14 protein-coding genes are annotated in these 11,833 nt (G+C 54.1%); all 14 read right to left on the bottom strand.

What is annotated here, in order from left to right:
- Positions 1 to 2: 2 nt before the first annotated feature.
- Entirely contained in the window at positions 3 to 2,063 is a 2,061-nt protein-coding gene (gene flhA, locus GTO91_RS12560; RefSeq protein WP_161259073.1) for a flagellar biosynthesis protein FlhA, read from the bottom strand.
- A gap of 46 nt (positions 2,064 to 2,109) precedes the next feature.
- Positions 2,110 to 3,189 carry a flagellar biosynthesis protein FlhB gene (gene flhB, locus GTO91_RS12555; protein WP_235919580.1) on the bottom strand — a complete coding sequence of 360 codons (1,080 nt, stop codon included), beginning with the start codon at positions 3,187 to 3,189 and terminating at the stop codon, positions 2,110 to 2,112.
- A 43-nt stretch (positions 3,190 to 3,232) separates the two neighbouring features.
- Entirely contained in the window at positions 3,233 to 4,033 is an 801-nt protein-coding gene (fliR, locus tag GTO91_RS12550) for a flagellar biosynthetic protein FliR (protein WP_161259071.1), read from the bottom strand.
- Positions 4,034 to 4,054: 21 nt separating this feature from the next.
- On the bottom strand, positions 4,055 to 4,330 hold the full coding sequence (fliQ, locus tag GTO91_RS12545; protein WP_161259070.1) for a flagellar biosynthesis protein FliQ: 276 nt from the start codon (positions 4,328 to 4,330) through the stop codon (positions 4,055 to 4,057).
- A 21-nt stretch (positions 4,331 to 4,351) separates the two neighbouring features.
- Complete coding sequence (fliP, locus tag GTO91_RS12540) at positions 4,352 to 5,056, bottom strand: flagellar type III secretion system pore protein FliP (protein ID WP_407929525.1); 705 nt, start codon at positions 5,054 to 5,056, stop codon at positions 4,352 to 4,354.
- Between the two features lie 56 nt (positions 5,057 to 5,112).
- Positions 5,113 to 5,754: a FliO/MopB family protein gene (locus GTO91_RS12535; RefSeq protein ID WP_161259069.1), complete on the bottom strand. Its 642-nt coding sequence runs from the start codon at positions 5,752 to 5,754 to the stop codon at positions 5,113 to 5,115.
- A 45-nt stretch (positions 5,755 to 5,799) separates the two neighbouring features.
- Positions 5,800 to 6,162 (bottom strand): response regulator, encoded by a 363-nt coding sequence (locus GTO91_RS12530; RefSeq protein ID WP_161259068.1) that lies wholly within the window; start codon positions 6,160 to 6,162, stop codon positions 5,800 to 5,802.
- A 17-nt stretch (positions 6,163 to 6,179) separates the two neighbouring features.
- Positions 6,180 to 7,505 carry a flagellar motor switch phosphatase FliY gene (gene fliY, locus GTO91_RS12525; RefSeq protein WP_161259116.1) on the bottom strand — a complete coding sequence of 442 codons (1,326 nt, stop codon included), beginning with the start codon at positions 7,503 to 7,505 and terminating at the stop codon, positions 6,180 to 6,182.
- A complete protein-coding gene (fliM, locus tag GTO91_RS12520; protein WP_161259067.1) occupies positions 7,498 to 8,493 on the bottom strand; it encodes a flagellar motor switch protein FliM in 996 nt (331 codons plus the stop codon). Before fliM ends, fliY begins: the two co-directional genes overlap by 8 nt.
- 50 nt (positions 8,494 to 8,543) lie before the next feature.
- The gene (locus tag GTO91_RS12515; protein WP_161259066.1) at positions 8,544 to 9,029 is read right to left on the bottom strand and encodes a flagellar basal body-associated FliL family protein; all 486 of its coding nucleotides are present in this window, start codon (positions 9,027 to 9,029) and stop codon (positions 8,544 to 8,546) included.
- Positions 9,030 to 9,120: 91 nt separating this feature from the next.
- Positions 9,121 to 9,351: a flagellar FlbD family protein gene (locus GTO91_RS12510; protein ID WP_161259065.1), complete on the bottom strand. Its 231-nt coding sequence runs from the start codon at positions 9,349 to 9,351 to the stop codon at positions 9,121 to 9,123.
- A gap of 67 nt (positions 9,352 to 9,418) precedes the next feature.
- A complete protein-coding gene (locus GTO91_RS12505; protein WP_161259064.1) occupies positions 9,419 to 10,747 on the bottom strand; it encodes a flagellar hook protein FlgE in 1,329 nt (442 codons plus the stop codon).
- 85 nt (positions 10,748 to 10,832) lie between these two features.
- A complete protein-coding gene (locus GTO91_RS12500) occupies positions 10,833 to 11,225 on the bottom strand; it encodes a TIGR02530 family flagellar biosynthesis protein (protein WP_328793806.1) in 393 nt (130 codons plus the stop codon).
- A 24-nt stretch (positions 11,226 to 11,249) separates the two neighbouring features.
- Positions 11,250 to 11,816 carry a flagellar hook capping FlgD N-terminal domain-containing protein gene (locus GTO91_RS17855; RefSeq protein ID WP_207709026.1) on the bottom strand — a complete coding sequence of 189 codons (567 nt, stop codon included), beginning with the start codon at positions 11,814 to 11,816 and terminating at the stop codon, positions 11,250 to 11,252.
- Positions 11,817 to 11,833: the final 17 nt, after the last annotated feature.

The raw sequence follows: 11,833 nt of genomic DNA, 5'->3' as shown, positions 1-11,833 counted from the left end.
ACTTACTTCACCATCCCAATCGTCTGTACTTGCAGTTGGGTGCTGATCTCATTATAAGACAGAACAACCAGATGAGGTACAATTCGCTCAGTCAGGCGTTTGAAATAAAGGCGAACAATGGGTGCGCAGAGGACTACTGGTTGATAGCCGATTTGGGATACCCGCTCTACCTCAGAAGAAAGGGAGGAAAGTATCCGCTGGGCGTCCATCGGATCGATGGCCAGGTAGGTGCCGTGTTCCGTTTGCTGGATCGCTTCCCGGATCCGGTTCTCCAGCGAAGGGTCCAGAGAGATGACCGCCAGTTCGTTGGTGCCAGGAACCAGATAGGGTTTGACGATTTGACGGGCCAAAGCCTGGCGGGCGTATTCGATCAAGACATCGGGATCCTTGGTGATGCGCGCATGGTCGGCCATCGTCTCCATGATGGTGACCAGGTCACGGATGGGAACGCGTTCCTTGAGCAATCCGGCCAGGATTTTCTGCACGTCGCCGAGGCTGAGGAGATCGGGGATCAATTCGGACACCACGGCCGGGTGGGTCTGCTTGACATGGTCGACCAGGGTCTGCACATCCTGGCGACCGAGAATTTCATGGGCGTGGGTCTTGATCACTTCTGTCAGGTGGGTGGCGATGACGCTCGGCGGATCGACGACGGTGAAGCCGGCCAATTCAGCCTGATCGCGCATCTGTGCGGTGATCCACTTGGCAGGAAGTCCAAAAGCCGGTTCCCTGGTGTCGATTCCCGGTACGGAACCGTCATCAAATCCGGGTGCCATGGCCAGGTAGTGATCAGGCATCAGTTCGCCGCCAGCCACTTCGACACCTTTGATTTTGATGGAATAGGCGTTAGGCTTCAGTTGCATATTGTCTCTCAGGCGGATGGGGGGAACGACGAGTCCCAATTCCAGGGCGCACTGACGCCGGATCATGATGACCCGGTCAAGCAGGTCTCCCCCCTGCTGGGTATCGACAAGGGGGATCAATGCATAGCCCATCTCCAGTTCAAGGGGATCTACATTGAGCAGTGAGATGACATTCTCCGGTTTTTTGATCTCCTCGATCTCCTGCTCCTGGGCTTTCTCAATTTCGGCGACAGCCGTGGCTGCTTTGACACGGGTCATCCGATAACCGAGAAAGGCGAGAAAGGCGCTCATGGAAAAGAGCGGGAAAGGCGGGAGGCCAATGACCCCCAGCAACGCGAGCACCCCTGCCCCGATATAGAGGATGCGGGGACGACCAAACAGTTGCCCGGTTAGATCCTGTCCCAGGTTCGAATCAGAGGCAGCCCGGGTGACGATGATACCGGTGGCCGTTGAGATGAGGAGCGCTGGGATCTGTGTCACCAAGCCGTCGCCGACGGTCAAAATCGTGTACTTCATGGCCGCTTGGCCGACGGAGAGGTTCTTTTGCAGCACCCCGATAAAAAAGCCGCCCAAGATGTTGACAATCAAGATGATGATGCCGGCGATGGCGTCACCCTTGACGAACTTGGTGGCGCCATCCATGGCGCCGTAAAAATCGGCTTCGCGCTGGATATCACGCCGGCGCTTTTTTGCTTCTGCTTCGTTGATCATGCCCTGGTTCAGGTCAGCGTCGATAGCCATCTGTTTGCCAGGCATCGCGTCAAGGGTGAAACGGGCTGCCACCTCGGCCACCCGCTCAGCGCCTTTGGTGATAACCATGAATTGGATGATAACTAAGATAATGAAAACGACGACACCAACAACTGGACTGCTGCCAATAACGAAATTGCCAAAACGTTCGATAACCTGTCCCGCATAGCCTTCCAACAAGACAAGCCGTGTCGAAGAGACGTTCAAGGCTAACCGTAAAAGGGTTGTGATTAAGAGCAACGTGGGAAAGACGGAGATCTCCAGGGCGCCTTCCACGAACATGGTAGCCAAGAGGACCAGCATGGCGATGGTGATGTTGAAAATGAGCAACATATCCAAAAAGATGGGATTCAAAGGGATGATCATCATGATCACGGTGGCCAAGATGGCGATGGCTACACCGAGATCGGTATAACTGATGGCGCCGTTCTTGGTCTGCGGCGCAGCCATGGATTCACATCCTTTCCATTCCCTTACGGTTCTCCAAAGTCAAGGCTCACGCTCGTTTTTTCTTCAATCGGAAGACGAAGGCAAAGACCTCTGCCACCGCCTGGAACAGCTCTGCGGGAATTTCTTGGCCGATTTCGACGGAACTGTACAGCGCCCGGGCCAGCGGTTTATCTTCCACTAAAGGTATCCCATGACCCTGAGCCGCTTCTCGGATCCTCAAAGCTACATAATCCTGGCCTTTGGCGATAACGACAGGCGCAGTCATGGTCCCGCCTTCATATTTGAGCGCGACAGCGAAGTGTGTCGGGTTCGTGATTACCACGTCCGCCTTGGGCAGTTCCTGCATCATCCGTCGCATCGCTGCTTCGCGCATACGCTGTTTGATCTTACCTTTGATCTGGGGATCCCCTTCAGCCTGTTTAAACTCATCCTTGACTTCCTGCTTCGACATTTTCAATGATTCTTCATGTTTATACCATTGGTACCAGTAGTCTAAGGCAGCTATGACGATCAGCAGAACAGCCACCCGAAAACCTACGTCATAGGCGACTGTAGAAATGGCTACAAGAGCCGCCTGTACATCCATGCCAAGGAGTTTAGGAAAGAGTTGCAGGTGTTTAACCACAGCCGAGAAAGCCACATAGCCGATTACCGATACTTTAAGGAGGGACTTGACTAATTCCACAAGAGAACGACTAGAAAAAATATTCTTCAGGCCGGCGATGACATTCAGTTTTCCCCAGTTCATTTTCAATCCTTCTGTGGAAAACATAAAACCTACTTGCAGGTAACTGGCCAGGAGGCCAGCTGCCATTGCAGCCAGCATAAAAGGCGCAATCATCAGCATGGTCCGTATCGCGATGATTGTGCCCGTCGTGATCACCCTAACCGGGGTCACTTCCTCCAAGGTCACTGTCCCCAGCAAGTAGACCATCATGCGCTCCATGCCGTCCATCGTCTCAACGCCGAGATAGCGCAAAGCCAGAAAACCGAACAGCAGGATAATCGCCGTGTTGATCTCCTGGCTACGGGCAACCTGGCCCTTTTTGCGCGCCTCTGAACGACGTTTCGCAGTTGGTTTTTCTGTTTTTTCTTCGGCAAACCACTGCAAATCCCACTTCAACATCGGCTTCATCCCTCTTTTTCAGAAGCCTTTTTCAAAACGCTTTTTATGGGCTGAGTATCCGCAGGAAATCGGACACTTGGGTAAAGCTCAGGGTGAACAGGCGGTTTAATCCATCGATATAAAAGGGGAGCGTAATCCATAAGAAGGTGACGCCCACAATGATTTTCAAGGGAATGCCGATGACGAACAGATTCATCTGCGGCACCGTCCGTGAGACTAGGCCCAAGGCGATGTCGTTGATCAGGATGATGCCGATGATCGGCATGGCCAACTGGACGCCGATCAACAACACTCCGGAGACGAGACGGACAATAAAGTCGGTAATGCTTCCTGCTAGGGCGAGGCTGAAGGGACTGCCCGCAGCCGGCAGGATGCGAAAGCTGTCAGCGAGCACCTGAATCAAAAGGAGATGACCGTCAAAAATGACAAAAATCAATAAGGCGAGGATCTGCAAAAATACACCGGTCATGGGCACCTGGGCGCCCCAGAGGGGATCGATGATATTGACGATCCCGAACCCGAGTTGAATATCGATCAGTTGACCGGCTGTCAAAATGGCCGCAAATACGAGTTGCATGATAAATCCGATGGCAAGGCCCAGCAAAACCTCCTGCGCCACGACAAGGGCATAACTGAACAGATCCTGCGGGGGAACCGGCAAGGCGCTGGCAGGCATGGCCAGAAAGAGGATCAGGGCGATCATGAAGGAAAGGCCGATCTTCGCCAGGTTATTGAAGCCGGGAAAGTTGAAGACCGGCGCCAGGACCATGATGCCGGCTACCCGTGTCATCATCAGGAGCAGCACATCCAAATGATTGAGCATTGTGTTGATGACCGCTTCCAATGTTTATTTCCTCTCCCGAAATTATCGAATGAAGGTGTAGGTGTTCAAAGAGCCCAGCATCTGATCGACATATTTCATCATCGCCTCCAACATCCAAGGGCCAAAGAGGAGAATAACGACTAGGACGACGATGATCTTCGGCACAAAGGTGAGCGTCGCTTCCTGAATCTGAGTGGTCGCCTGAAAAACGCTGATCACCAGACCCACAAGCAAGCTGGCGCCCAGGAGAGGCGCAGAGATCAGCAAAACGGCGGTCAAGGCGTCGCGCCCCAACTGGATCACCAGTTCCGGTGTCACGGCCATCCTCCTCTTCGAACGTCATTGGTAGCTGAGGATCAGGGAGCGCACGATGAGGTACCATCCGTCCACAAGCACAAAGACCAACACCTTAAAGGGCAGGGAGATCATCATCGGCGGCAGCATCATCATCCCCATCGACATAAGCACTGATCCGACAATCATATCAATGACAATAAAGGGTAGGTAGATGACGGCCCCGATTTGAAAGGCTGTCTTCAATTCACTCAGAATGAATGCCGGAATCACGACCTTGGTGGGGATGTCCCGGTACGTTTGCGGCTGTTCCATATCTGACATATTGACGAATAAGGCCAGATCTTTTTCCCGGGTCTGCTTCAACATAAACTCCCGCAAGGGATCGGACGCCTTTTCCAGCGCCTGCTCTTGTGAGAGACTGCCGGCCAGGTAAGGCTGCAAGGCCTGATTATTGATGGCTGTCCAGGTGGGCGCCATGATAAAAAAAGTCAAAAATAAAGTCAAACCGATCAGAATTTGGTTCGGCGGCATCGTCTGCAAGGCAAGGGCTGTCCGGGTAAAGTGGAGGACGACGATGATGCGGGTGAAACAGGTCATCATGATCAGGATCGACGGCGCCAGCGATAGGATGGTCAATAGGAAGAGAATCTGCAGGCTCGAAGAAACCTCTGTCGGGCTTTGCGTCGATTCGACGCCGAAGCTGACCGTCGGTATCTGCAAAGGCGCCGCCAGCGCAGGAGTCGCCAAGGTAAATATTACCAATAACGAGACCAATAAAATGAAGCCTCGGCCATACGAGGACTTCACAGCTTGTCCTCCCCTTCCCTATCGGGTTCTCTTCTTCTCTCTCGAAGCGCATTGAGTCGTTGAATCTGTTTCGTCATTTCCGCATGGAAGGACGGTTCTGAATCGGATTGGCGATTGCCCTTGCCCAGCAAGCCGCTGAGAAAATCGAGCCCCAATGCTGCCGGAGGCGCCTGGCGATCTTCCTCTTGCACCTGCCGCAGCGCCTCGATGACCTGGGCATCAGTGATTTCCATGATCGGTTGAATGGAATGGTCGGTAACGCCGATGACGAAGACTTTTCCTGCGATATCGGTGACAAAGAGGTTTTTGTTCGGCGCCAGGCTAACCTGGTCCAATACGGCCATCCAGTTTCCCTGTCCGGCGGTCTGTTGTTTCCGTTTCCAGAACTTTACGACAACCCAGCCGGTGATCCCTACCAGGAACAGCGTGCCGAACAATCGAATGAGCAGGTCGCCTGTCGATACAGGACCAGGCTTTTGTTCTGTTTCGCTCCGTTGCGTATAGGTCTGGTCAAGGATGCTTCCCGGCGCCGCTTCCGCCGCCGTCGCAACCACAGGAAGAGACAGCAGGAACAAAAGGAGCCCAAAAAACACCAGGCCGCCGATGATCCGGCGGCCAATACGCCGACTGTAGTTCATCCTCATCTCCCACTTGTTGTTCAGGAGAGCCTTGTTGAGCAACCTTTAGCCTAAAGCCTTGCGAACAGCCTCTAGAACGCGATCCGGCTGGAACGGTTTTACAATAAAGTCCTTGGCGCCGGCTTGAATGGCATCGATGACCATCGCCTGCTGACCCATGGCGCTGCACATGATGACGCGGGCATTGGGATCGACCTGGCGGATGGCGCGAACAGCGTTAATGCCGTCCATTTCAGGCATGGTGATGTCCATAGTGGTCAAATCAGGACGAAATTCCTTCCATTTTTCAACGGCCACAGCCCCGTTTTCCGCTTCACCGACGACCTGATATCCGTTCTTTGTCAGGATATCCTTGATCATCATGCGCATAAAAGCGGCATCATCTACGATCAGAATCCGGTTTCCCATTCTCAATCATCCTCCGTTTATTGTAAATTGCCTATCCTTTCGATGGGACTTACGATATCGGTGATCCGCACGCCGAAGTTCTCATCGATGACGACAACCTCTCCCTTGGCGATCAGCTTGCCGTTGACCAGGATATCGACGGGCTCGCCGGCAAGTTTGTCAAGTTCGATGACCGCTCCGGGGCCGAGTTCGAGGATATCCCGGATGGTTTTTCTTGATTTCCCCAGTTCGACGGTAACTTGCAGGGGAACATCCATGATCAACCCGAGGTTGGTTGTATCCTTTCCGCTGCGCTGTGGCTGCAAGGGCGCAAACTGGACCGGCTGCACCGGCACAGGCGGCGCTTGCGGCGGATAGGCGGCGGCAGGTGGCTGTGAGGGATACGCCCCAGGAGGCGCTCCGTAGTATCCCGGCGGCGGGTAACCGTACCCTGGAGGGGGATACCCTGGCGGTTGGCTGCCGTATCCCGGCGGCGGGCTTCCATAACCCGGCGGAGGAGCAGCCGCCATCGGCGGTTCCATTGGAGGGTGGGAAGCCGGTGGAGGATAAGCGGCCTGCGGTGGCGGAGCGGCAGGCGGCGGAGCGGCTGGCGAATGGGTGCTGGGCGGCGGAGGTGGGGGGGGCGCCTGCGGCTGCACCGGCGGGCTCGCGGGAGTAGACGACATATCCCCCATCAACCCAGAAACGAGTTGTTTCGCGAAGGGAATGGGGTAAATCTGCATCAACTCGCTGTCGACAAGTCCCTCAATGACCATCCGGAAGGACACTTTGATCACAGGATCCATATCCGGACGGGGTAGCTTTTCATTGGCAAAGTCAATGGTGTTCAGCATCGGCGGTGATATATCGATCTTTTTTTGCAACATGGTGGCCATGGAGGTGGATGCCGAACCCATCATCTGGTTCATCGCTTCCGAAATGGCGCTGAAGTGGATCTCGTTCAATTCCGTCGGCGGTGACATGCCGTCTCCACCCATCATCAGATCGACAATGATCGCCACATCAGATTCGCGGATGATCAGCACATTGTTGCCTTCCAATCCGGCTGTATAGGTCACATCGACGACGACAAAGGGAGAGGGATAGTCTTTTTGCAGCGCCGCTTTGGTTGTCACGAAGACACGGGGCGTCGTAATGTCGACTTTTTTCCCCAATAAGGTGGACAGTGTCGTCGCTGCCGTTCCCATGGAGATATTGGCGATCTCGCCGATTACATCCTTTTCCAGCTCACTGAAATCAGCTTCCGGTTCCGCTGCATCCTGCAACGTTGTGGGTTCACTGGGGATGTCGGCGCCTCTCAACAGGGCATCGATTTCCTCCTGGGAAAGGACGCCGCTACTCATCATCTGTCTCAACTCCTTTTTCATAGGTCGCTGTGATCTGAATACCCAGCTTGGAGCCGGAGAGGCCCGGACGCGCCAGATACTTGACCCGCTGACCGATGAGCACTTCCAGTTCGGAATCGGTACGATTGTCCAACTGAATCACGTCGCCCAGTTGCAGGTCCAGGAGTTCAGAGACGCTGAGGGTGGTGCGTCCCAACAGCACGGTGATGGGAACCAGCGCCCGTTCCAGGCGGTTGCGCAGCGCCTCTAATTGTTCTGTCGTGCGCTCTTTCGCCGCGTTGGAAAACCAAAAATGGGCGCTCAACTTGCCGATGATCGGTTCCAGTAATATATAAGGCAGGCAGATATTGATCATGCCCTCGACGTCGCCGATTTTGCAAGCCAGGGTGATGACGACGACCATCTCGGTGGGCGCGACGATCTGAATAAACTGCGGGTTTGTCTCGATCATCTCCAGGCGAGCTTTCACCTGGGCGATGTTGTCCCATGCCTCGGTAAAACTGTCCAGCATGCGCCGCGTCGTCCGTTGAAAAACGGACTGTTCGATTTCTGTCAGACCGCGAATCTTATCTGGCGGGTTGCCTGTTCCCCCAAAAAGGCGGTCAATGACAGCAAAGGCGATGTTAGGGTGGATCTCCATGATCCCGTTGCCATTCAACGGAGACATAGTGAAGATGTTGACAATGGTCGGGTTGGGAATGGAACGGATAAATTCTTCGTAGGTCAATTGGTCAAGGGATTGCACCGATATCTGGACGAGTGTGCGCAGGTTGGCGGCCAGGTAGGTCGTCAAACTGCGGCAGAAGTTTTCATAAATGACTTGTAAGGTGTGGATCTGGTCTTTGGAGAATTTATTGGGTCGCTTAAAGTCGTAAACGCGGATCTTGCTGGTCAAATCATCTTTGACATCCTCGGGGGTTACCTGACCGCTGGCGAGGGCGGCCAGAAGCGCGTCAATCTCTGCCTGGGACAGAATATCGCTCATGTCCTACCCTCACACCTCCTGAAATCAGTCGTCTTGCTTTCGGGCAGGACTTATTGATAGACAAGTTCCTGGAAGTAGACGTTGCGGAACTTGTCGGCGCCGAACTGTTTGTTCAATGCGACCAAAATGTCTTTTTTGACCTTTTCCTTGCTGTCGGAAACCTGGAAATCCTCCACCGTTTTGGCGCTGAGGATATAGAGGATCCGGTCGCGGATGACTGGGAGGTGTTCCTTCAACTCAGCCAGCTTTTTCTCATCCTTTTTTTCCTCGTTTAGTTCAAGGATCACCTTGGCTTTGAGGAAGCGTTTCCCGCCGGGGTCTGCCAGATTGGTCGTAAAGTCGCCGGCCTCAAAAAGGACCCCCACCGTCTTGGGTGCGGAAGCCTTTGGCGTGTGGTCCGATACTGCGTCCGGACTGATGAAGAACTTGAATACGGCTACAGCGATGATGGCCGCCGATACCAGCACGGCAACGGCGATGATGATCAACTTCATGTTCAACGGTTTCTTTTTGGGCGCGTTTTCGGTTTCAGCCATTCCGGAAAAACGCTCCTTCCTTGGCTAGGGTAAAAATTGAACAGATCTGTCCCTACCTCACCTAATTATACATTCATTCGAGTTCTTCCCGCTAGGTCCTTCTTTTTGTCAGCGCATCATCGATTTTATCGTCAGGGCGGGCGTTGAGACAGGCGCGGCGGTAGGCGATCACCTTATCAACCACTTCATCAAGCCCTTCCAATACAACGATCTTCTTTCCCGTCGTCAAGGTGATGATGGTATCAGGAGTCGCTTCCACTTGTTCTATCAGTTCCGCGTTAATCACCAGTTCGCTTTGATTCAAGCGCCTGACTGTAATCATCGATCCGCCTCCCATTGTCAATGAAAAGAAACGGGCGGGTTGATCGGACCTCCCCGCCCGTCATGGATTATCGTTTCAAATTGACCAGTTCTTCCAGCATGCTGTCGGAAACGGAGATGATCCGGCTGTTGGCCTGGAAGCCGCGCTGGGTGGTGATCATGTCGGTAAATTCCTGGGACAAGTCGACGTTGGACATCTCCAGCGCGCCCGGGGTGATGGCGCCCCGGCTGCCGACAGCCGGTTGGCCTGTATTGGCCTCGCCGGAGTTGTTCGTCTTGATATAGAGGTTGGAACCGGTTTTCAGCAGGCCGGCCGGGTTGGAGAAGGTAGTCACAGAGACCTGGGCCAAGGCCATGCTCTTGCCGTTAGTGAAGGTGCCTGTCAACACGCCGGCTGAGTCGATGGCATAGGTCTTCAAGGCGCCATCCTGATATCCGTTCTGGCTCAGTTTGTCAACAGTCGTCTCAGAAGAGAACTGGGTGATGGCATGCAGGTCGAGGTAGAACCGGGAATCGTTTTGGGTTGTGGGGAAGGTATATTTGGCCGAGTAGTTGCCCGTCGGCATGGCCGTCATCACGTTGACGCCCAATCCGGGGAAGCTGAAATCCTGCCTTCCCGTTACGCTGAATTGCTTGAACGTGCCGTTGCTGCTGAAGTAGAGGGAGCCCGTAATAAAGCCCACAGCCGTCGTGATCGCATGGGTCGTCGGGTCTTCCGTGGTGATGCGAGCCGATACGACCCAGTGGTTGGGGTCGCTGGCATTGCTGACATTTTTCATGGTCAACAGCAGGTTGTGCTTGCCGCCTTTGGAATCGAAGATTTCGATCGACTTCTGAATCGGCAGGGAACTGGCCTGCAGGCTGTTCAAGTTTTTGTTGAAGGAGACCCGGTTCGTAGCTAGGGCCGGCATCTGCAGTTTGTCTCGAAGATGGATGGCGGTGGGGCTTTTGCTGGCGTCAATTTTTCCCGAAGCGTCAGCGATATAGCCCATCGCCCTCATCCCGTTGTCGGTGCGGATGAAGTTGTACTCCGTATCGAGATCGAAGTTGCCGGCTCGTGTGTAGTACTGGGATCCGCCGTCATCGAGCAGGAAGAAACCGTCTCCGTCGATGGCTAGGTCGGAGTTCTTGCCCGTTCCCTGGACGCTCGTGGGCGTAAAGACCGTCTCCATCGTGGCGATGTTCATGCCCAGGCCAACCTGCATCGGGTTGGTGCCGCCCCGTCCGCCTTGCGGCGCTGCGGCGCCGCGGACGGTCTGGTTTAGGGCGTCGGAAAAGGTGACGCGGCTCTTCTTAAACCCGATGGTGTTGACGTTGGCGATGTTGTTGCCGATGACATCCATGCGCGTCTGGTGGTTGCGCAGCGCGGTGACACCGGAGAAAAGGGATCGCATCATAGGGTAAACGACCTCCTCGCATAGTAGAAACGGATGGCTGCCTCAATCGTTCAGCAGCCTGGGCTTCCTCCTGGAGGTCCAGCCCTTATTCCGTAATGACAACAGCACTGTCAATGTTTGTGAACACATTATCCTTCATGGCGTTTCCGTCGACGGCAGTGATGACGGTGCGGTTCTTGACCGATACAACCAGCGCCAGATCCCTCATCAGGATCAGTGATTCCTTCGCTCCTTTACGCGCTACCCTATCTACGGCTTCATTCAGCTTGCCCAATTCGGCTTCTCCAAGGGAAATGTTCCGTTGGGACAACCGCTGCAACGCATGGGAAGAGAACTTGAGCGTTTTTTGGTCCAGGATCTTTTGGAAGGAATCAGCAGAGGGCTGGCCGACCGGCTGGTGAATCGACCCGTTCTTCGACTTGCCGACGCCGGGGATCAGCGGCTGGGGATAGAGGATTCGGTTATCCAATGCCGCCACCTCCCTCCCTGTCTTCGATTTTGCTTAATCGACTTGGCTTACCTTTGTGATCTCATTCAAGAGAACGTCCCTTGTCTTCTTCTCGCCGTTGACCTCATATTGGACTTGAAGCGCAGCCAAGCCGTTGCTGATGTTCACACCTGTGACGTCGCCGGCGATTTTTTCCGTGACGATGTCTCCGTCCTGGTCTTTCACGGGATTTCCTTTTTCATCGAGTTTAGGTACTGTCGCCTCCAAATGTTTGCCAACAAAGCTGACTGCTGAAACAATCATGTTATCGGCCTGCATCTGCTGTTGGACGGAAATGAAACCTGTGAGAACGTTGTTAAGGTTACTCATGACGTTCCCTTGGGTTGTTTGGAATTTTTCAAAGCCATCAGCGATGTTCTTCATCTGCTCGAGTGAAGAGAACTGCGCCATCTGGGCGATAAACTCCTTGTCTTCCATCGGTTTCATCGGATCCTGGTAGCGGAGCTGAGTTACGAGGAGTTTGAGAAAATCATCCTTGCCCAGCTCACTGTTGCTCTTCTTCGTCGTCGTCCCTGCCGGAGCGGTATAGACGCTGCCCACGTTATCGATCGTGCTTGCCATCGGTGGATCCCCCCTTT

Source organism: Heliomicrobium undosum, assembly GCF_009877425.1.
In the GTDB taxonomy this organism is placed as follows: Bacteria; Bacillota; Desulfitobacteriia; order Heliobacteriales; family Heliobacteriaceae; genus Heliomicrobium; species Heliomicrobium undosum.
This window is presented reverse-complemented; position numbering and strand designations above follow the sequence as displayed.

Bases quoted from the DNA above. Each gene is read 5' to 3' on its own strand.
- flhA (WP_161259073.1), bottom strand. From the start codon at position 2,063: ATGGCTGCGCCGCAGACCAAGAACGGCGCCATCAGTTATACCGATCTC.
- flhB (WP_235919580.1), bottom strand. From the start codon at position 3,189: ATGTTGAAGTGGGATTTGCAGTGGTTTGCCGAAGAAAAAACAGAAAAA.
- GTO91_RS12535 (WP_161259069.1), bottom strand. From the start codon at position 5,754: ATGAACTACAGTCGGCGTATTGGCCGCCGGATCATCGGCGGCCTGGTG.
- GTO91_RS12530 (WP_161259068.1), bottom strand. From the start codon at position 6,162: ATGGGAAACCGGATTCTGATCGTAGATGATGCCGCTTTTATGCGCATG.
- fliY (WP_161259116.1), bottom strand. From the start codon at position 7,505: ATGAGTAGCGGCGTCCTTTCCCAGGAGGAAATCGATGCCCTGTTGAGA.
- fliM (WP_161259067.1), bottom strand. From the start codon at position 8,493: ATGAGCGATATTCTGTCCCAGGCAGAGATTGACGCGCTTCTGGCCGCC.
- GTO91_RS12515 (WP_161259066.1), bottom strand. From the start codon at position 9,029: ATGGCTGAAACCGAAAACGCGCCCAAAAAGAAACCGTTGAACATGAAG.
- GTO91_RS12510 (WP_161259065.1), bottom strand. From the start codon at position 9,351: ATGATTACAGTCAGGCGCTTGAATCAAAGCGAACTGGTGATTAACGCG.
- GTO91_RS12505 (WP_161259064.1), bottom strand. From the start codon at position 10,747: ATGATGCGATCCCTTTTCTCCGGTGTCACCGCGCTGCGCAACCACCAG.
- GTO91_RS17855 (WP_207709026.1), bottom strand. From the start codon at position 11,816: ATGGCAAGCACGATCGATAACGTGGGCAGCGTCTATACCGCTCCGGCA.